Here is an 18,843-nt window from a genome sequence, read left to right as displayed (position 1 = left end):
GCGCCCACCGGTCTTGACATGGAGAGGCTGTGACGTTGATTACCGCGATGGAAGGGAGAGAGGCGATCGTGAATGTGCGGCTGCGCCTGGCCGGACGGCGGCATTCGATTGAGGCGGAAGTGGACTGGCGCGGCGGGACGGTGACGTTGGACAGACGAACATCGCGCATCGATGAATGGGAGTGGGATGCGCCGGAAGTCGGTGCCGTGTATGGGGTGGCGCTCAATGATCGACGGGAATGGGAGGCGATGGCCGAGGCGATGACCGCCCCGCCGTATCGGAAGCCACCGGAAGGTCCGGTGCTGTATATGAAGCCGGCCAATACGATCAACGCCCATCGGAGGCCGGTCGTTCTCCCGTCCGGCGTCAACCGGCTTCGCACCGCTCCAGCGATCGGCCTTGTCATCGGGCGGACGGCCGCGCGCGTCCGTCCTGAGGGGGCGCTCGATGTCGTATTCGGCTATACGATTGTAAACGATTTGTCCATCCCGCATGAGCAGCTGTACCGCCCGGCGGTGAAGGAGCAGGCGCGCGACGGGTTCACTCCGATCGGTCCATGGGTGGTGCCAAAAGAGGAAACCGTGCCGCTGTCGTCGTTGGCGGCACGCGTATATGTAAACGGCCGTCTTGTTCAATGCGTCGATCTCCGTCGTTTTCGGCGCCCGCCTGAACAATGGCTCGCGGACGTGACCGAGTTTATGACGCTTGAGCAGGGCGATGTGCTGTTTTTCAGCTGGCCGGCCGACGCCCCGCTCGTTTCGGCAGGGGATGTGGTGCGCATCGAAATGGACGGGATCGGCGCGTTGGAAAATCCGATCGTTGCCGAAGAAGGGGGAGAAGGGGAATGAAGCAGGCGCGCGTCGCGTGGAACGGAACGGTGACCGAAGCCGAGCCGCTTGACAGCGGCCGCCTTCTTCTGCCGGATGGAACGATCGTCGATGAGCATGAGGTGATGTGGCTTCCCCCGGTCGAGCCGCGCACGATCGTGGCGCTTGGGTTGAATTACGCGGATCATGCCGGGGAGTTGTCGTTTGCCGCTCCGAAAGAGCCGCTTTTCTTTTTCAAAGGGAAAAACACGCTAATCGGCCACCGCGGCCGCACCGTCCGGCCGGCAGGGGTTGACATGATGCATTACGAATGCGAACTCGCCGTGGTCATCGGCCGCCCGGCTCGTCGAGTGAAGGCAGAACAGGCGTATGATTACATTTGGGGGTACACGATTGCCAACGATTACGCTGTTCGCGATTACTTGGAAAATTACTACCGACCGAATTTTCGCGTTAAAAACCGTGACCGAACAACGCCGCTCGGCCCGTGGATTGTCAGCCATGAGGAAGTTGGCGATCCGATGGCGCTGGCGTTGCGGACGTATGTCAATGGAGCGCTCGTGCAGGAAGGATATACAGGCGATATGATTTTTTCCATTCCATATTTGCTTGAATATATTACGAGTTTTATGACGCTCGCGCCAGGCGATCTGATTTTGACCGGCACACCGAAAGGGGCGGTGAACGTTCAGCCCGGCGATGAAGTCGTCGCGGAAATTGAGCGTATCGGCCGGCTCATCAATTACATTGAATAACCAGCATCCAACGATGCGCGAACCATTCAGTTAAAGAGCACGGGGCCTTTTCAGAACGAAAGGGAGGAAGCGCGATGCCGCACTTTGTTTTGGAATATACGGACAATCTTGGCGAAGAGGCCGACATTCGCGGCTTGCTGACGAAAATCAATCAAGCATTGATACGCCGGAGCGATTGGTTTCCGATCGGCGGCATCCGTTCACGAGCCATCCGGCTTCATGAGTATTGTGTGGCGGATGGCTCCCATGATGATGCTTTTGTGCATGGGACGCTGAAAATCGGTGCCGGTCGCCCAGAGGCAGTGAAAAAAGCAGTCGGCGATGAACTGTTTGCGATTATGAAAGACCATTTCGCCCCGCTGTTTGCCAAGCGGTATTTGGCGTTGTCGCTCGAGTTATATGAATTCAGCGAGGCGGGGACGTACAAGCATAACAACATTCATGCGCGTTATCGAACAACGCCGTAGCAGAGGGGGAGACGAATGGCAACGCAACCGAACGTGCTTCATTATATTAATGGGCAGTTTGTCGAAAGTGCGAACGGCGCGTTTTTTGACAACATAAACCCTTTTACGAATGAACCGATTAACCAAGTGGCGGAAGGGAACAAAGAAGATATCGATGCGGCGGTCCGGGCTGCGAAGGACGCGTTTGATGGCGGCCCGTGGCGGACGATGCCGGTCGAGGAGCGGCTTCGTTACGTGCTTCGCATCGCTGAGTTGATTGAACGGTATAAAGAAGAGATCGCCTACTTAGAGGCGCTCGACACCGGCATTCCGATCAGCCAAGCGAAAAAACAGGCTGCCCGTGCGGCGGAAAACTTCCGTTTTTACGCCGAAATGGTAAAAACGCGCCTTGTCGGTGAGGCGTATCACGTCAATGGACAGTTTTTAAACTATACGGTCTATAAACCGGTCGGAGTCGCGGGGCTGATCACACCATGGAATACGCCGTTTATGCTTGAGACGTGGAAAGTTGCCCCGGCGCTCGCAACCGGCAATACGGTCGTCTTGAAACCGGCTGAGTGGTCGCCGTTGACGGCTAATAAACTGGCAGAAATCATCGATGAAGCCGGATTGCCTGCCGGAGTGTTCAACGTTGTGCATGGATTTGGTGAGACAGCGGGTGCTGCGCTTGTTGCCCATCCGGACGTGCGCCTCATATCCTTCACCGGGGAGACGACAACCGGCATGGAAATCATCCGCAACAGTGCCGCGACGTTGAAGAAAACGTCGATGGAACTTGGCGGCAAGTCACCGCTCATCGTCTTTGCCGACGCGGACATGGAACGGGCGCTCGATGCGGCAGTGTGGGGCGTGTTTTCGCTCAATGGCGAACGGTGCACCGCCAATTCGCGATTGTTGTTGGAACAATCGATATATGATGAGTTTGTGGAACGGCTGAAACAGCGCGTCGATCAAATCGTCATCGGCGATCCGATGAATCCGGCGACCGAGCTGGGTCCGCTCATTCATCGCGCCCACTGGGAGCGGGTGAACCGCTACATTGAGATCGCCAAGCAAGAAGGAGCGGACGTTTACGCCGCACGCGTGCCGGAAGGATTGGAAAAAGGCAATTTCGTGCCGCCGACGCTGCTGCTTGGCTGTCATAATCGCATGAAGGTGGCGCAAGAAGAAATCTTTGGCCCCGTGATGGCGGTCATGGCGTTTGCTGATGAACAAGAGGCGATCCGGTTGGCAAATGATGTGAAATACGGGCTAGCAGCATACGTCTGGACGAACGATATGAAGCGTGGACACCGCGTCGCCCAAGCGATCGAAAGCGGGATGGCGTGGGTCAACTCGCCAAACGTCCGCGATTTGCGCATTCCATTTGGTGGGACAAAATATAGCGGCATCGGCCGAGAAGGCGGGCATTACAGCTTTGACTTTTACACGGAAGTGCAAGTTGTCCATGTCGCCGTCGGCGACCCGCCGATTCCTTCATTCGGCAAAACGAAGCCTTCATCCGCCTTATCGGTCGAACAGAAATAACTGCTAGCGAACATATATGGCATGGTATATGATAAACGTATGGAAGCAAAAGCGAAAAACAAGACACAGTTGGCGTATGAGTATATTTTGTCCCACATCGAAAGCGGCGCCTACGGGCCAGGATATCGTGTCGTCATCGATCAAATTGCTCGCGAGTTGGGGTTAAGCAGCATCCCGGTGCGCGAGGCGATCCGCCAGCTTGAGGCGGAAGGATTGGTCGAGTTTAAGCCGTATGCTGGCGCCGTTGTCAGCACGATTAACGAGAAAGAATACGTGGAAACCTTGTCTGTGTTGGCGGTTTTAGAGGGCTATGCGACGGCGCTCGGCTCCGCTAAACTAACGAAGGAGGCGATCAAGCAGCTGGAACAGTTGAACGAGCAGATGGAGCGAGCGCTGGAAGAGCTGGAGCTGGAACGGTTCAGCGAGCTGAACTATGCGTTCCATTCTTTGATTTATTCGCACTGTGGCAATGCGTATTTAGAAGAGCAAATCAAGCAAATTTGGCAGCGCATGAAGCGCATTCGCGCTTACGGGTTCACCCTCGTCCCGCAGCGGGCGAAAGCTTCGATTGGAGAACATCGGGAAATGATTCGCCTGTTACGCGAACAAGCACCGCCGCACGAGGTGGAGCAGTATGCGCGCCAACATAAAATGAACACCATCGAAGCATTTTTGCGGCGGCGTTAACTTCCTTCCGCCAAGCAGGAGCGCTTGGCGGAGGAAGGCTGATTTGATTGGAAGCGATTTCAATTAAAAGGGGGGATAAAGACGATGAGAAAAAGGGTGTATGCTTGTTTGGCGGCATTGCTCGTTCTTTTGGTTGCCGCCTGCGGAAAGACGGCGACATCCGGAACTGAGGATGAAATCAAAATTGGCGCCATTTTCTCTGCTTCCGGAGGAGCGGCCCCGCTCGGCAAACCGGAAATGGAGACTGTCAAAATGTTGGTGGAGCAATGGAATAAACAAGGCGGTATAGATGGAAAGAAAATCAAGTTGATTGCCTATGATGACAAGTCCAACCAAAACGAGGCCGTATTATCCACGAAAAAACTGATCGAGCAAGACAAAGTGACGGCGCTGATTGGCGGCACGATCAGTGGCAACTCCCTAGCTATGATCCCGCTCATCGAAAAGGCAGGCATTCCTTACATTTCCCTCGCAGCAAGTAAACAAATCGTCAACCCAAGCGATGGGTCCTCACGCCATTGGACATTCAAAACAGCCCAAGGAGATGACATCGTCATTCAGAAACTGCTCAGCTTTTTGAAAGAAAAAGGCTGGACAAGCATCGCCTGGCTCAACGTCGCCAATGCCTATGGCACAAGCGGGCATAGCGAATTTGCGCACTATGCTCCGGAGTACGGAGTCAAAGCTGTGATTGAAGAGGAATTTGAGGCGACAGTCGACGATGCAAAGGCGATGTTGACAAGAGTGAAAAAAGCCAATCCGCAGGCGATCGTCGTCTGGGGAACAGCGCAAGAATCAGCAGTTGTGACGAAGAATATCCGCGAGTTGGGCATTGATGTGCCGATTATTGAAAGCCACGGTGTTGGTACAAAAAGCTTTATCGATTTGGCTGGCGAAGCGGCGAACGGCGTCATTCTCCCTGCTGGGCGTATTTTAGTGGCTGATCAGCTCCCGGACAGCGATCCACAAAAGGAGACGCTATTAACCTATAAAGAACAGTTTGAGAAAACGTACAACTATGAACCGACGACATTTGGCGGGCATGCTTGGGATGCGTTCCATCTGTTGATGAACGCCATCAAAGAAGGGAAAACCGACAAAGAAAATATACGAGAAGCGTTGGAAAAGACAACGGATTTTGTCGGCATCTCAGGTGTGTTCCGGATGTCGAAAGACGATCATACCGGGCTGGATGCTGACAGTTTGGTGATGGTACAGATTCAAGATGGAAAATTCGTACTGGCAGAGGATTAAGAAAGTGAAAGGGAATTAGGATGCTAATTCCCTTTTGTTTCACCTAGCCAATGGGGGAGGACAAAGCTGATGGAAGCATGGAGCCAGTTTGTGCAGCTGCTGTTTTCTGGGCTGACGATCGGCAGCATTTATGCATTAGTGGCGCTTGGATTTGTCATTACGTACAGTGTGACCGGCATTTTGAATTTGGCCCAAGGTGATTTCGCGATGTTAGGCGCCCTGATTTGTATTGCGTTGGTCAACAGCGGCGTGCCGTTTGTTCTTGCCATCGGGTTGAGCATGATGGCTGCGATGGTGATCGGCGGACTGTTTGAGCGGTTGGCGATTCAGCCGGCGCGTCATTCGTCTGTCGCCGTGCTCATTATTATTACGATCGGCGCATCATTTGTCTTTCGCGGGATCGCTTTGCTTGTTTGGGGGACGGATCCGTATGCCTTGCGCCCGTTTGCTGGGGGTGGATCGCTTTCGATGTTTGGGGCGGTGCTCCAATGGCAAAGCGTTTGGGCGATCGTCATTTCGCTCGCTAGTTTTATCGGGTTACACTTGTTCTTTCACCGGACGTATTTTGGGAAAGCGGTGACCGCTTGTGTGATCAATCCGTTTGCTGCTCGTCTGATGGGCATTGACATCCGCAAAATGTCCCTTGGCGCCATTGCGGTCAGCGCGGGACTTGGTGCTTTGGCGGGGATTGTCATCGCCCCGATCTCCGGCGCCTCATATGATATGGGGATTATGATCGGGTTGAAAGCATTTATCGCGGCTGTTGTCGGTGGATTGACGAACGCTCCGGCCGCGATCGCGGGCGCGTTTCTTGTCGGCTTGCTCGAATCGTTTGCCGAAGGGTATTTGTCTTCTGGATATAAAGACGCGGTTAGTTTCGGGTTGCTGTTGCTTGTGCTCTTTGTCATGCCGAATGGATTGTTTGCGAAAATGACAGGGAAACGGGTATAAGGAGGGATGGCGTTGGAGCGGGATGAACGGATCAAAGGTGGACGAAGGCGGCTAGTGCTGCTCGTTTTGGTGGCCGCCTGGCTTGGTTTCCCTTGGCTTGTGGCAGGAAACAATTATTTGTTGAGCACGCTCATTATCATTGGGGTCTATGCGCTAGTCAGTACAGGGATGACGCTGTTGATGGGATACGCTGGGCAAATTTCGCTCGGCCAAGCCGCTTTTTATGGTGTCGGCGCTTACACGTCTGCCTATTTGACCGCTCATGCAGGATGGCCGCCTTGGCTAGCGATGGCAGTTGGGGCGGTATTGGCCGCTTTGGTGGCGTTTGTCGTGGGTATCCCGGTGTTTCGGTTGCGTGAGCATTATTTAGCCTTGGCGACGTTAGGATTTGGTGTCATTATGTTTACGCTGTTTAAGGAGTGGGAAGCGATCACCGGAGGGTTAAACGGCTTTTTTGGTATTCCGCCGATTAGCGTATTGGGGATGTCCTTGCAGACCGATATTCAGTTTTATTACCTTGTTTGGCTGTTTGTCCTTGCCGGTTTATGGTTTGCCCATAACATCGTCCGCTCTCGGGTCGGAAGGGCGCTGCGGGCGATTCACGGAAGCGAAGTGGCGGCCAGTTCACTTGGGGTGAACATCACCAAATACAAGCTGCAAATCTTTATGCTTAGCGCCATGTATGCTTCGGTTGCCGGCAGTTTGTATGCCCATTATGTGACGTTTATCAACCCGGACTTATTTGGTATCGTTCCTTCGATTTATTTTCTCATTATGGTCGTCATTGGCGGAACGGCGGGCGTATGGGGTGGCCTTGTTGGCGCTGCTGTTTATGTTTGCTTAGGCGAATGGCTAAAAGCGGTCGTTCCAATATTGATGCCGGATGCCGGCGGGGAGTTTGAAATCGTCTTTTTTGGCTTGCTGCTTATTATCATGCTTATTTACATGCCTAGCGGATTGACAGGCGCCGTGCAAAAGGGAATGAAACGATTTAGAACAACGGCTGGAAGTCAGACAGGAACAACAGCAACGACCGAACGCCATGAGGCGCGTTCGATAGGGGGAGGGCACGGATGAGCGCCATGCTGTTGGAAGTCGAACAATTGTCCAAATCATTTGGCGGGGTTCAGGCGGTGCAACGTGTGTCATTTGGGGTGAAAAAAGGAGACATCGTCGCTGTGATCGGGCCGAACGGGGCAGGAAAAACCACATTGTTCAACGTCATCAGCGGCATTACTCCGCCGACAGATGGTGTCGTCCGTTTTCGCGGAATGACGGTCAATGGCAAGCGGCCGGATGAGCTGGCGATGCTTGGCATGACAAGAACGTTTCAAAACTTGCAGCTGTTTGCCGATATGACCGTATTGGAAAACGTGATGGTCGGATACCATCCGCGTTTGAAAAGCGGGATCATAAGCGCCGGTTTTCGCTTGCCGCATACGGTCAAAGAGGAGAAACGGGCGCGGGAAGAGGCGTTCGCCTGCCTCGAGCAAGTCGGATTGGCCGATTTGGCGATGGAGCAGGTGGGAACGCTCCCATATGGGATACAGCGGCTTGTGGAAATTGCCAGGGCTGCTGTCTCCCGCCCTTCGCTCATTTTGCTTGACGAACCGATGGCCGGGCTCAATCCGCAAGAGTCAAAGCAGCTTGTTGATGTATGGTTGGCGATGAGGGAGCAAGGGATCACGTTTTTGTTCGTGGAGCATGATATGGAAACGGTCATGTCGGTCGCCGATCGAATTGTCGTCCTCGATTACGGCCAAAAAATCGCCGAAGGGACACCGGAAGAAATCGCCCGCCATCCGGATGTCATTAAGGCGTATTTAGGTGAAGAGGAGGCGGCGCCATGTTGATAGTTAGCAACGTCCATGTGCATCATGGCCATTTGCACGTGTTAAAAGAGGTAGATCTGCAAGTGAGAGAAGGAGAAATTGTCGCTGTCGTCGGAGCCAACGGGGCGGGGAAAAGTACGTTGCTTGGGACAATTGCCGGCATTTATGCCCCGAAGGAAGGGGAAATTCTCTTTGAAAATGAACCGCTCCCGTATGGAAAGGTGGAACAAGTCGTCGAAAGAGGAATTTGCCTTGTTCCAGAGAGACGGCAAATTTTTGATGGCTTGTCTGTCAAGGATAATATACTTCTTGGGGCCTATCGTCGCTATCGCCGCGATCTTCATGAAGTAAAGCGCGATTACGAGCAAGTACTTGAGTTGTTTCCGAAATTGAAAACGATGCTTGATCGCCCAGGTGGATTGTTAAGCGGCGGGGAGCAGCAAATGTTGGCGATCGCTCGTGGCTTAATGGCAAAACCGAAACTGTTGCTGCTTGACGAACCATCGCTCGGGTTGGCGCCGCTCATCGTTAAAGAAATGATGGAGTTGCTGAAGCGATTGCGCGACCAGCTTCATACCGCCATTGTGCTTGTCGAGCAAAACGTGCGCGCTGCGCTGCAAACGGCGGATTATGCGTATGTTCTCGAACGCGGTCGGATCGTGGCAAACGGGAAAGCCGCTGATCTGCTTGTTGATGAGCGGGTGGCCGAGGCGTATCTCGGATCGGCGGGCCATGGACGATAGTGGTTATGATTGCTTTCTTTATTTACCATGATCAGGAGGGCCTTTGCCGTATAACATCGAAATGATGGGACGGCCATCGCTTTAGGCTCTGTCCTTTAGCTGTGCAAACGAAGTTTACGAAAAGGGAAAGGATGGGAGAACTGATGGATGATCGCACATTTCGCAACGCGATGGGGAAATTCGCAACCGGTGTGACGGTCGTGACGACCGAATTTCAAGGGGAAGTGAAAGGGATGACGGCGAACGCGTTTATGTCCGTTTCGCTTGATCCGAAGCTGGTGGTCGTCTCGATTGGCCATAAAGCGCGGATGCATGACATCGTCAAGCAAACCGGGAAGTTTGCGGTCAATCTTTTGACACGCGACCAAGAAGACTTGTCGCGTTTGTTTGCGGGTCAGCTGAAGGAAGAACGGGATGTGGCGTTTGAATGGGTGGACGGCCACCCGATTTTGCCGGATGCGATGGCGAATGTGTTATGCCGTGTGCACAGCACGTACGTCGCCGGCGACCATACGCTTTATTTCGGCGAAGTGACCCATATTGTGATGAAAGATGAACCAGGCGATCCGCTCTTATTTTTTGAAGGAAAATATCGAAGCATTGGCCAATAAGGATGAGGCAGGTGTGCTGGCCGGCGGATAGCCGGCTAGGCATCTGCTGTTTCGTGAAGAAGTTGAGAGAGGTTTACGCACGAAAGAGTTTCTCAGTCATCTACGTGTAGAACTCCCCCTTTTGCTCCGCGATAGATTCATAGAATGAGCACTCTTCACAGAGGCGAAGTTTCTTCTTTTTTCACCGGAAATGGTTTCCCCCTTGTCGCTAGTCTGTTCATTGTTCTAATGAATCTGCACCATGGAGAAGCGATCTTTGGGATATTTATACCGGCATAAAATAAAAAAGTAAGAAAAATAGACTTGTTGATAACTGATAAAAAATAACCATGGAAATAATATGATAGTTGTGAAAATATCGATTGTACAATATAATCGTAAAAGGAGATGAAAAAAGAAAGGGGATGGTAGGATTGAAGAAACGAAAGTGGTTTACAAGTGCCGTGGCTGTTCTTTCTCTATCACTGTTGCTTGGCGCTTGTGGAAATGGTAATGGGGGGACGGAGAAGGAAGGAGCCGATGGGAAGAAAGACAGCGATGTGAAATTCCTCAGTATTGCTACCGGCGGAACGGGTGGAACGTATTATCCGCTTGGCGGCGCGTTTGCTGACATTATCAAAGATGAAACCGGCATTGATGCGAATGCCATCACTTCTGGTGCATCGGCGGAAAACATGGCCATTTTGGATGCGGGCGATGCGGAAGTTGCGTTTGCTCAAACCGACATCGCGACATATGCGACGGAAGGAAAGCTCATGTTTAAAGAGAAAATTGAAAGCGTTAAAGGGATTGCGACCCTTTACCCGGAAACGATTCAAATCGTGACCACGAAAAAATCAGGCATTCAGTCCGTTGAAGATTTAAAAGGGAAAGTGGTTTCCGTTGGGGAAGCCGGCTCGGGAACGAGAGCAAACGCGGAACAAATTTTGGAAGTTCACGGCATGACGTTGGATGATATTAAAGCGCGCAACTTGTCGTTTGATGATTCCGTCTCCGGCATCCAAGACGGCACGATTGACGCCGCCTTTATTACAGCGGGAACGCCGACAGGAGCGGTGGAAAGCTTGTCAGCAACGGAAGAAGTTGTGATTGTACCGATCGCTGAAGACAAAATCAATGCGCTGATCGAGAAGTATCCGTACTATGCGAAAGACGAAGTGCCTCAAGGCACGTATAAGCTAGCGGAAACGGTTCCGACGGTGGCCGTGCGCGCGATGCTCGTCGCTCGGGAGGATTTGCCGGAAGACGCGGTCTACAACATTACCAAAGCGATTTTTGAAAACTTGGATAAGGTCAAACATGCCAAAGCCCAACAAATCAAGCTAGAAAATGCATTGGACGGCATGTCGATCGAGCTTCATCCAGGGGCGAAGAAATATTTTGATGAAAAAGGAGTTAAAGCGGAATAACAATGTTGCGGGAAGGACTGGCTTGAGTGATGGCGCCAGCCCTTCCTTATTTCCGCCACTGAGGGGGGCGGCTGATGCGAAAACGGATCCTAGCGGCCAGTGTACTCCTAGCGGTGGCTGCCGTCTTTTTCCTTCCTTTCCGCCAAGTGTTGGCGTTTGAAAAGGGAGGTCAGGTTGCTGCGTATATTCCGATTTCTCAAGGGGACACGTTCGCGATTCGCTATACGCATTCGATTCACCGTTCGGAGGTGGAGGAGACGTATCAAGTGCTGGCTGACGGGACGATTGAACAAATCGCTCTCACCTATGAGGATACGGCGGTCGGGATGCCGGCAAACGCGGAGTCAAGGGAAACCTTTACGTTTCGCGATGGAAAATACTATATTACTGGCATGGAGCGCAAATTTCCATCCATCTGGTTGAGCGTTGGACGAGTTATCGCCAACCATCGTGTCGTTTATCAAGGGAAGACGGTGACGTTAAAAACAGTCATCCCTCCCGGCTCCATTGTCTGCATCAAGGTGACGCGACTATCATTGTTTCAATGCTGGAAGGGAGTGAAGTTGTTTGGCTGAGAAGTTTGAACAACTATCTGTCGAAGAGCAACAACAATTGATGGAAAAATATGATCCGGAAGCAGCGACGCGCAAATTGAAAGGTCCTCTCGGCTGGATTGTCTTTTTTGGGCTGCTTTCCTTTTCGCTCTTTCAGTTATATGCTTCTATTTTTCAAACGCTTCCAAAACAAATTTTATTGTCCATTCATTTAGGATTTGCTCTGTCGCTTATCTTTTTATTGTTTCCAGCGCGTAAAAAAAATCTTCATCGCACCAACGTCGGCATCGTCAATATCATTTTATCGCTGTTGTCGATCGGAGTTGGCGCGTATTTGCCGCTCATGCTCGATGACATCGTCCAACGCATCGGCATTATGACGCCGCTCGACTTTACGGTTGGGTTGGTCGCCGTATTGCTTGTGCTTGAGGCGACGAGGCGGGCGGTTGGGCTGCCGATTACGATCATTGCGTCGCTATTTTTGCTGTATGCCTATTTCGGCCCATATATGCCGGGATTTTTAGCCCATCGGGGCGTCAATTTGGAAGGGCTCGTCAAAACGATGTTTTTTACGACGGAAGGCATTTTCGGCACGCCGCTGTACGTATCGGCGACATACATTTTCGTCTTCTTATTGTTTGGTGCCTTCTTGGTAAAAACGGGTGTCGGGGAATACTTTAATGACTTGGCGCTCGTTGTCGCCGGGAGACGAATCGGCGGTCCGGCGAAGGTGGCGGTGTTCTCCAGCGCGCTGCAAGGAACGATCAGCGGCAGTTCAGTGGCGAACGTCGTTACTTCCGGATCGTTTACGATTCCGATGATGAAACGGCTCGGATATGGAAAAGAGTTTGCCGGCGCTGTGGAGGCGACGGCGTCCACCGGCGGTCAGCTCATGCCTCCGGTCATGGGAGCAGCTGCGTTTTTGATGGTGGAGTTTATCGGCGGCATTTCGTATTGGGAGATCGCGAAAGCGGCAGCGATCCCAGCGATCTTGTATTTCGCCGGCATTTGGATGATGACGCACTTTGAAGCGAAGCGAATCGGGTTGCGCGGGTTGACAGAGGAAGAAATGCCGAACCGGAAGGAAGTGCTCGGAAAAATTTACTTGCTCATTCCGATCCTTATCGTTATTTTGCTGCTGATGAGCGGAATGAGTGTGATGAGAGCCGCGCTTTGGTCGATCGTTGCGATCATTGCGGTCAGCGCGTTGAAAAAGGAAACGCGGTTAGGATGGCGCGACATCATCAACGCTTTAGTTGAAGGGGCGAGAAGTGCGTTGTCTGTGGCGGCGGCGACAGCGGCGGCTGGGATTATCGTCGGGGTCGTCACGAAAACGGGTCTTGGCTTAAAAATGGCGAACGGGTTAGTCGATTTGTCGAACGGGATTTTGATTTTAACGCTATTTTTCACGATGTTGACATCGCTTATTCTCGGCATGGGGTCACCGACGACGGCGAACTATGTCATTACGTCAACGATCGCCGCGCCAGCAATCATCGCTTCCGGCGTGCCGGAATTGGCGGCTCATTTGTTCGTCTTTTACTTTGGCATTATTGCTGATATTACGCCGCCGGTGGCGCTTGCGGCGTTTGCGGCGGCCGGCATTTCCGGAGGGAAGCCGCTACGGACTGGTGTGAATGCATCAAAGTTGGCTATTTCTGCGTTTATCATCCCGTATATGTTTGTGCTTTCACCCGCGCTGTTAATGATCGATACAACCATTCCAAATTTGATATGGGTCGTCTTTTCCGCGTTTGTCGGCATGTTAGCCATTAGCACGGGGATGATCGGCTTTTGGTACCGGAAGCTGAACATTCTTGAACGCGCCATGGCGGTTGTGACAGGATTGCTGCTGATTTATCCAGAAAAAATCAGCGATATCGTTGGATTGGTCTTATTTGCTGCCATGTTTGCCATTCAATACGCAGCCGGAAAACGGGAACGGGCGCAACAAACAGCGTCGTAACCCCACTAAAAGGCAGGTGCTCATCTGGATGAGGCCTGCCTTTTTCTTGCGGTTGCGATGGGCGATGACATCATCTGTCACTTTGGGGACAAGCGGTTGCGTTTTCATCTATGGATGCAAGCTCGTCATTTTCTTGCGCTGCCATTGAAGAAAAGGAGTAGTGTCAATAGCGAAGTCGTAGCCGCCTTCTTGCGCATCAAATGGGAAAACGGTTCAGGCGCTGGAAAGAAGGCAGCCGGCTTTAAGCAAGGACATCTTCAGTACGGTTATGGATGATGGTGCACCGTCGTTGTTTCCCTGCTTGGTTTTTGCTATGATGAGGATAGATTTGCCTGTGGGGAATCGAGCATCGGCTTGTCTGAAACAGGCGCCTAACGGCTAACCGCCTGCCTAGTAGGCTAGTGATGGAAAATCGCAAATGTAAAAAAGATTTCTCGCATTGAGAAAATCGGATGTTTAGAGCAATAAACAATGATTGCTGGAAGGACACAGTGATTTTTCATTGGCCTGTTGGGAGCAGCAAACGTCAAGCTGTATGAGCGTTGCTTTATCACAAAAGAGAACAACGAGATGATGAAAAGGGAAGGATGGGAGAACCGATGGATGATCGTACATTTCGCAACGCGATGGGGAAATTCGCAACTGGTGTGACGGTCGTGACGACCGAATTTCAAGGGGAAGTGAAAGGGATGACAGCGAACGCGTTTATGTCCGTTTCGCTTGATCCGAAGCTGGTGGTCGTCTCGATTGGCCATAAAGCGCGGATGCATGACATCGTCAAGCAAACCGGGAAGTTTGCGGTCAATCTTTTGACACGCGACCAAGAAGACTTGTCGCGTTTGTTTGCGGGTCAGCTGAAGGAAGAACGGGATGTGGCGTTTGAATGGGTGGACGGCCACCCGATTTTGCCGGATGCGATGGCGAATGTGTTATGCCGTGTGCACAGCACGTACGTCGCCGGCGACCATACGCTTTATTTCGGCGAAGTGACCCATATTGTGATGAAAGATGAACCAGGCGATCCGCTCTTATTTTTTGAAGGAAAATATCGAAGCATTGGCCAATAAGGATGAGGCAGGTGTCTGGCAGCTAGCCGAGGCATCTGTTATTCGGTTCATATGAGAGTAAAGGGTGTCCCAAAATAACGGGACACCCTTTTTCATCGTCTATATGCGCTCAATGCATCGATAGAAGGAAGGCAACTTTTTTCGGACAGCCTTTTTTGCTATTTTTTCAGTACATCGTGGTCGACATACCGTTCGCCGTTCAGTTCGCTAATAACGTTAATGGCGACTTTGGCGCCGTCGCCGGCGGTGATGATCGTATGAACGCTAGTGCCCGCCACGGTGCCGGCCGCCCAAATGCCGTCGATGTTCGTTTTGCCGTTTTCATCGACGGCAATGACAGTTTTAATGCGCGGTTCGGTGGCTGGTTTCGTGCGCAGACCGATTTTTTCTGCCAGATCGGTGGCCACTCCGGTAGCGAAAATGACATGTTTCGCTTCATATGAACCGTTGTCGGTGTCGAGCCGGAATCCGCTCTCTGTTTTTTGAATGTCCGTCACTTGCGCTGTCACTAGGTTCGCACCAAACTTGGCCGCTTGTTTTTTGCCCGTTTCGATTAAATCGGGACCGCTGATTTCCGGGACGCCATAATGGTTTTCGATCCAAGCGCGCTTGGTGATGCTTTTATCATTGTCAAACACGATTGTTTTCTTGCCTGCCTTAGCGGTGAAAAGCGCGGCGCTCGCTCCTGCCGGTCCGGCACCGATGATGGCAATGTCGTACATGTTTACAGCCTCCTTTTGTTTGAATATTAACACTATAAACAGTGTAGCATAGTTGGAAACATAGTCCAAACGATTTGTTTTGTAAAATGATATTTATTATCAAATTATATTTACTTTAAATAAAGTTGTGTGTATAATAGAAAGCAGAGGGGATGACAAAGGAGAGAAGCATGAATGAATAAAACGAAGATTTGTGAACAATGCCATCAACCTATACGGCGGCTGAAGCATTCGTTGCTTTGTCAATGTGGAATGAAATTGGTTGTTCAAAAATAGTATGGTGAAAAAGGACGTAATAGTGTTCAAGTGGAAAACCGGCGAATGACGTCGGTTTTTTTTTCTGTCCTGATTTTTGGCGGCGGCGAATATATAGAAATAAAACCGCATTTTTCACGAGGGTTGGTGCCACGAATGCACGACAAACGGGATTTAGGTGCCCGATTAGCCGCCTTTTACCACGCGTTGGTCGAATGGGTCGCACAAAAACGAAAACATTTTCCACTTTCATCCCGTGAAGAAAGCCGGGATCAGTTGCTTGCTTATTTATATATGAACGAGCATATGCCGTTAGATTTAATGGAGGCACTTGAAGAAGAGGGCTTGCTGCTCGCTGGGCAAGAATCTCATCTCATCGCGGCCATGGAACAGTTTTTGACTTATTTGCGCACGCCGTTTGATCGTAGGGAAGAGATCCGAAAGGTGAAAAGAAGAGAAGCGAAACGGCTGCTTGATGAACAGGTGGAAGCCATGTTTGGCCCACGGGGCCATTCCCGGCGGACACGCATCATGGTGACAATGGACGAAGCGTGGATCGATCATCCGGACATCGTGGAGCGGTTGCTTTTGTACGGCATGGACATTGCCCGTATTAATTGCGCCTACGGTTCGCCGGAAACATGGGAGACGTTGGCCGCTGTCATCCGTCAGGCGGAAGAGCGTTTGCAACAACAACTGTTGGGAAAGCGCTGCCGCATCTACATGGATTTACCGGGCCCGAAGATTCGGGTCGACCGTCTTGCCGTGAATACAGGACCGGTGAAGTTGGCAGTACAGAAAAATGAATATGGAGAGTCGGTTCAACCGTTGGTCGGTATCATTTCTTTCGACTCTTCCAACCTGTTTTCCCCGCTTCCTCATGATGTTTCGTTCATCTTGGAGTTGACGGCTGAAGAGGAAGCAGTTGTGGAACAAGGGGACGAACTGTTTTTCAATGATGTGCGTGGGAAAAAACGAAAATTGAAGGTGATGGAACAGATAGGACCGTCTTGTTTTAAAGTTCTGCTTTCGCGAACGGCCTATGTGCAAAATGGGATGAAATTGTGGGGCGGGTCGGTATCGTTTACTCTTTCTTCCACGTTGTTCATTCCGATGAAAGCACTTGTCAAAACTGGAACGACACTCTACATTTATTTCGATGAAGCCCAATTTGCGGCTGCAAAGGCCGAACAAGGCGTAAAGATGACAACCACATTGGCGAAAGCATGGCGCAACGTGCGGGCGGGAGATCGGTTGTATTTAAACGATGGCAAAATTTTAGCCAGGGTCGTCAAGGTTCATGAATGGTGCATCGAGGCAAAAGTCATTGCCGATGGAGGAAAGCAGAAAACGATCAAGCAAGGGACGGGCATTCATCTTCCTGACTCGTTCATCCAGTTGACCGTTCCGCGGCTTACCGACCGCGATCTTGAATTGATTCCGTTCATCGCTAAGCATGCCGATATAGTCGGACTGTCATTTGTCCATACACCTTATGACTTGCGGAAGCTTTATCGCTTGCTTTCAAAGCACGGGGCTTCTTCGCTCCCGGTGATTGCGAAAATTGAAACGAGGAAGGCGCTCCAAAACTTAGCCCGCATTTTGCTTGAAGGGTTAAAGCTCCCGGCGTTCGGTGTGATGATCGCCCGCGGTGACTTAGCGCTTGAAGTCGGATTTGAACATATGGCCGTCACCCAGCAAGAGATTTTGGCGCTATGCCGGGCGGCTCATGTTCCGGTCATTTGGGCGACGCAAGTGCTTGAACAGCTAGCGAAAAAGGGGATGCCAGCGCGTGCGGAAATCTCGGATGTATCGTTAGGGAAGCAGGCGCAATGTGTCATGTTGAATAAAGGAGCTCATATTGTTGAAGCTGTGCGGATGTTGGCTTCTTTATTGGAAAATGAAGAAGTGCAAAGCCTACATCGGTGGGAGGCAGTGACACATGACAAGGAGCTGCCACACTTATTCGCTTTGTTGAACGAAGAGGAGTAAGAGGCGGGTACAGGCTGCCTCTTACTTGTATGTAAACTTATATAAATTAAAGATTAACAAAATGAGTGGTATCGTCAAAATAAAAACCAACTGCAAAGGGGGGAAATGGGAAAGACGGCCTCTATTACCGGAATAGGGGCGGAAAAACCGTCGTCACGTCCATGTTCGCGCTGGCGTTTGAACGTCTTGGGATGAGCGTCAATTTGTTTAAATTGGGGTGGCTGAAGATGGGAAAGCGTTTGCGGAACCAGATTGGTGTCAACGCCTCCCGCTTCACTTCTGACGAAGTGTGAAGCGGGAGCTGGCGACTACCCACTCGTACGAACGTGCGAAGCACTCTTGCCTTCCATTGGCTAGAAATGCTATATGAGATGCTGAAGTCGGCAAAAAGGATTGATGTGCGGCATCGAAATCGTCAAAGACCGAGCGACGAAAGTCGTTTTTCCGCGCACCGCAATGGTTGTGATTCGCATCATTCTTGAGGCGCGCCCAAGCGGATTGATCATCCGTCCGCTCGGTCTGGTATTGATGTTCATCCCGGTGCTCTCTATGAGTGAAGCAGAAGTGGATGAGGCCGTATGCATTTTGTTTGACTCGATCGCCTGTTTGTCAGAACAAGTGCGTGTAGAACTGATGTAGGCTGGGGCGGCTTGATAGTCGCCTGTTTCTTTTTGGGCGATTGGGTGCGAGCCTAAACAACGGGTGTTTATCATACATACAGTGAGACTAAGGGAAGGAGGGAAGAAAAGTGAACCATATCGAGATGGCCGATGCACGCGTTTGGCGCCCATGGGGCTTTGGGAGACCCTGGGGCTTTGGGCGACCGTTTGGATATCCGTTTTTTGGCTCGCCGTTTTTTGGAGGGTTCTTAGGCGGATTGCTCGGCAGCACATTGTTCCCGCCGTATTTCTATCCGTATTCGTATGGCCCGATTTGGTGGTGAAAAAAGGAGAAGGGGTTGGGCGGACAGCCCACCCTCTTTTTTTATTGTGTGCATATGAATAAAGTACCGCATTCTTATTCATGGAGGAAAGGAGAAAGAGAGATGCCATTTCCAGGTTTGTTGTTCGGTGCTCCTTTGATCGGCGGGTTTTTAGGTGGATTGATCGGTGGTGCCCTCACCCCGCGTCCGTTTTATCCGTACCCGCCATATCCGCCGTATCCACCGTATCCGGGTTGGTGGTATTAAAACGAGCCATGAAGAATAAGCATCCCGTCGGTCAA

Annotated in this window: 20 protein-coding genes and 1 pseudogene; 20 read left to right on the top strand and 1 reads right to left on the bottom strand. The window is 51.4% G+C overall.

Features of this window, described 5'->3' with window-relative positions; genetic code table 11:
- Positions 1 to 65: 65 nt before the first annotated feature.
- The 16 genes from IC804_RS07380 to IC804_RS07305 all read left to right on the top strand — a co-directional run bounded on the left by IC804_RS07380 (position 66) and on the right by IC804_RS07305 (position 14,650).
- Positions 66 to 848, top strand: coding sequence for a fumarylacetoacetate hydrolase family protein (locus IC804_RS07380; protein ID WP_029761336.1), 783 nt, complete (start codon positions 66 to 68; stop codon positions 846 to 848).
- A complete protein-coding gene (locus IC804_RS07375) occupies positions 845 to 1,582 on the top strand; it encodes a fumarylacetoacetate hydrolase family protein (protein WP_008880271.1) in 738 nt (245 codons plus the stop codon). Before IC804_RS07380 ends, IC804_RS07375 begins: the two co-directional genes overlap by 4 nt.
- Positions 1,583 to 1,656: 74 nt before the next feature.
- On the top strand, positions 1,657 to 2,049 hold the full coding sequence (locus tag IC804_RS07370) for a 5-carboxymethyl-2-hydroxymuconate Delta-isomerase (RefSeq protein WP_060476234.1): 393 nt from the start codon (positions 1,657 to 1,659) through the stop codon (positions 2,047 to 2,049).
- A 15-nt stretch (positions 2,050 to 2,064) separates the two neighbouring features.
- Positions 2,065 to 3,576, top strand: coding sequence for a 5-carboxymethyl-2-hydroxymuconate semialdehyde dehydrogenase (gene hpaE, locus IC804_RS07365; RefSeq protein ID WP_081157323.1), 1,512 nt, complete (start codon positions 2,065 to 2,067; stop codon positions 3,574 to 3,576).
- A 39-nt stretch (positions 3,577 to 3,615) separates the two neighbouring features.
- On the top strand, positions 3,616 to 4,263 hold the full coding sequence (locus tag IC804_RS07360) for a GntR family transcriptional regulator (RefSeq protein ID WP_035499355.1): 648 nt from the start codon (positions 3,616 to 3,618) through the stop codon (positions 4,261 to 4,263).
- Between the two features lie 84 nt (positions 4,264 to 4,347).
- Complete coding sequence (locus IC804_RS07355) at positions 4,348 to 5,517, top strand: ABC transporter substrate-binding protein (RefSeq protein WP_008880267.1); 1,170 nt, start codon at positions 4,348 to 4,350, stop codon at positions 5,515 to 5,517.
- A gap of 69 nt (positions 5,518 to 5,586) precedes the next feature.
- Entirely contained in the window at positions 5,587 to 6,468 is an 882-nt protein-coding gene (locus IC804_RS07350) for a branched-chain amino acid ABC transporter permease (protein ID WP_008880266.1), read from the top strand.
- 6 nt (positions 6,469 to 6,474) lie between these two features.
- Positions 6,475 to 7,545: a branched-chain amino acid ABC transporter permease gene (locus tag IC804_RS07345; RefSeq protein WP_035499353.1), complete on the top strand. Its 1,071-nt coding sequence runs from the start codon at positions 6,475 to 6,477 to the stop codon at positions 7,543 to 7,545.
- On the top strand, positions 7,542 to 8,321 hold the full coding sequence (locus IC804_RS07340) for an ABC transporter ATP-binding protein (protein WP_008880264.1): 780 nt from the start codon (positions 7,542 to 7,544) through the stop codon (positions 8,319 to 8,321). Before IC804_RS07345 ends, IC804_RS07340 begins: the two co-directional genes overlap by 4 nt.
- Positions 8,315 to 9,043 carry an ABC transporter ATP-binding protein gene (locus IC804_RS07335; RefSeq protein ID WP_081157322.1) on the top strand — a complete coding sequence of 243 codons (729 nt, stop codon included), beginning with the start codon at positions 8,315 to 8,317 and terminating at the stop codon, positions 9,041 to 9,043. Before IC804_RS07340 ends, IC804_RS07335 begins: the two co-directional genes overlap by 7 nt.
- Positions 9,044 to 9,186: 143 nt before the next feature.
- The gene (locus tag IC804_RS07330) at positions 9,187 to 9,654 is read left to right on the top strand and encodes a flavin reductase family protein (RefSeq protein ID WP_008880258.1); all 468 of its coding nucleotides are present in this window, start codon (positions 9,187 to 9,189) and stop codon (positions 9,652 to 9,654) included.
- Positions 9,655 to 10,058: 404 nt separating this feature from the next.
- Positions 10,059 to 11,063 (top strand): TAXI family TRAP transporter solute-binding subunit, encoded by a 1,005-nt coding sequence (locus IC804_RS07325; RefSeq protein ID WP_171355346.1) that lies wholly within the window; start codon positions 10,059 to 10,061, stop codon positions 11,061 to 11,063.
- A gap of 74 nt (positions 11,064 to 11,137) precedes the next feature.
- A complete protein-coding gene (locus tag IC804_RS07320; RefSeq protein ID WP_081157630.1) occupies positions 11,138 to 11,638 on the top strand; it encodes a DUF1850 domain-containing protein in 501 nt (166 codons plus the stop codon).
- Entirely contained in the window at positions 11,631 to 13,583 is a 1,953-nt protein-coding gene (locus IC804_RS07315) for a TRAP transporter permease (protein ID WP_081157629.1), read from the top strand. The genes IC804_RS07320 and IC804_RS07315 overlap by 8 nt, the downstream gene beginning before the upstream one ends.
- Before the next feature lie 57 nt (positions 13,584 to 13,640).
- A complete protein-coding gene (locus IC804_RS07310; protein WP_087960218.1) occupies positions 13,641 to 13,859 on the top strand; it encodes a hypothetical protein in 219 nt (72 codons plus the stop codon).
- 323 nt (positions 13,860 to 14,182) lie between these two features.
- On the top strand, positions 14,183 to 14,650 hold the full coding sequence (locus IC804_RS07305; RefSeq protein ID WP_008880258.1) for a flavin reductase family protein: 468 nt from the start codon (positions 14,183 to 14,185) through the stop codon (positions 14,648 to 14,650).
- 158 nt (positions 14,651 to 14,808) lie between these two features.
- Here the strand turns inward: IC804_RS07305 and IC804_RS07300 are convergent, their stop codons facing one another.
- Complete coding sequence (locus tag IC804_RS07300; protein WP_011888151.1) at positions 14,809 to 15,372, bottom strand: FAD-dependent oxidoreductase; 564 nt, start codon at positions 15,370 to 15,372, stop codon at positions 14,809 to 14,811.
- A gap of 411 nt (positions 15,373 to 15,783) precedes the next feature.
- On the opposite strand from IC804_RS07300, the gene IC804_RS07295 reads away from it, so the two are divergent.
- From IC804_RS07295 to IC804_RS07280, 4 genes and pseudogenes are all read left to right on the top strand, one after another.
- A complete protein-coding gene (locus IC804_RS07295; protein ID WP_081157411.1) occupies positions 15,784 to 17,619 on the top strand; it encodes a pyruvate kinase in 1,836 nt (611 codons plus the stop codon).
- A gap of 381 nt (positions 17,620 to 18,000) precedes the next feature.
- Positions 18,001 to 18,258 (top strand): annotated as a pseudogene (locus tag IC804_RS07290) (adenosylmethionine--8-amino-7-oxononanoate transaminase); the annotation flags it as partial.
- Positions 18,259 to 18,367: 109 nt separating this feature from the next.
- Positions 18,368 to 18,562, top strand: coding sequence for a hypothetical protein (locus IC804_RS07285; protein WP_008880254.1), 195 nt, complete (start codon positions 18,368 to 18,370; stop codon positions 18,560 to 18,562).
- Positions 18,563 to 18,664: 102 nt separating this feature from the next.
- The gene (locus IC804_RS07280; protein WP_008880253.1) at positions 18,665 to 18,808 is read left to right on the top strand and encodes a hypothetical protein; all 144 of its coding nucleotides are present in this window, start codon (positions 18,665 to 18,667) and stop codon (positions 18,806 to 18,808) included.
- The last annotated feature ends 35 nt before the right edge of the window (positions 18,809 to 18,843 follow it).

This window comes from Geobacillus sp. 47C-IIb (assembly GCF_014679705.1).
Taxonomy (GTDB): Bacteria; Bacillota; Bacilli; order Bacillales; family Anoxybacillaceae; genus Geobacillus; species Geobacillus thermodenitrificans.
Note: the sequence above shows the minus strand (reverse complement) of the source record. Positions and strands in the feature narration are given on the sequence as shown.

What these genes read in the sequence shown, in the direction of transcription:
- IC804_RS07320 (WP_081157630.1), top strand. Translation starts at nt 11,138, where the DNA reads ATGCGAAAACGGATCCTAGCGGCCAGTGTACTCCTAGCGGTGGCTGCC.
- IC804_RS07335 (WP_081157322.1), top strand. Translation starts at nt 8,315, where the DNA reads ATGTTGATAGTTAGCAACGTCCATGTGCATCATGGCCATTTGCACGTG.
- IC804_RS07300 (WP_011888151.1), bottom strand. Translation starts at nt 15,372, where the DNA reads ATGTACGACATTGCCATCATCGGTGCCGGACCGGCAGGAGCGAGCGCC.
- IC804_RS07305 (WP_008880258.1), top strand. Translation starts at nt 14,183, where the DNA reads ATGGATGATCGTACATTTCGCAACGCGATGGGGAAATTCGCAACTGGT.
- IC804_RS07330 (WP_008880258.1), top strand. Translation starts at nt 9,187, where the DNA reads ATGGATGATCGCACATTTCGCAACGCGATGGGGAAATTCGCAACCGGT.
- IC804_RS07355 (WP_008880267.1), top strand. Translation starts at nt 4,348, where the DNA reads ATGAGAAAAAGGGTGTATGCTTGTTTGGCGGCATTGCTCGTTCTTTTG.
- IC804_RS07310 (WP_087960218.1), top strand. Translation starts at nt 13,641, where the DNA reads ATGGGCGATGACATCATCTGTCACTTTGGGGACAAGCGGTTGCGTTTT.
- IC804_RS07360 (WP_035499355.1), top strand. Translation starts at nt 3,616, where the DNA reads ATGGAAGCAAAAGCGAAAAACAAGACACAGTTGGCGTATGAGTATATT.
- IC804_RS07350 (WP_008880266.1), top strand. Translation starts at nt 5,587, where the DNA reads ATGGAAGCATGGAGCCAGTTTGTGCAGCTGCTGTTTTCTGGGCTGACG.
- IC804_RS07280 (WP_008880253.1), top strand. Translation starts at nt 18,665, where the DNA reads ATGCCATTTCCAGGTTTGTTGTTCGGTGCTCCTTTGATCGGCGGGTTT.
- IC804_RS07375 (WP_008880271.1), top strand. Translation starts at nt 845, where the DNA reads ATGAAGCAGGCGCGCGTCGCGTGGAACGGAACGGTGACCGAAGCCGAG.
- IC804_RS07340 (WP_008880264.1), top strand. Translation starts at nt 7,542, where the DNA reads ATGAGCGCCATGCTGTTGGAAGTCGAACAATTGTCCAAATCATTTGGC.
- IC804_RS07295 (WP_081157411.1), top strand. Translation starts at nt 15,784, where the DNA reads ATGCACGACAAACGGGATTTAGGTGCCCGATTAGCCGCCTTTTACCAC.
- IC804_RS07370 (WP_060476234.1), top strand. Translation starts at nt 1,657, where the DNA reads ATGCCGCACTTTGTTTTGGAATATACGGACAATCTTGGCGAAGAGGCC.
- IC804_RS07345 (WP_035499353.1), top strand. Translation starts at nt 6,475, where the DNA reads ATGGCGTTGGAGCGGGATGAACGGATCAAAGGTGGACGAAGGCGGCTA.
- IC804_RS07325 (WP_171355346.1), top strand. Translation starts at nt 10,059, where the DNA reads ATGGTAGGATTGAAGAAACGAAAGTGGTTTACAAGTGCCGTGGCTGTT.
- hpaE (WP_081157323.1), top strand. Translation starts at nt 2,065, where the DNA reads ATGGCAACGCAACCGAACGTGCTTCATTATATTAATGGGCAGTTTGTC.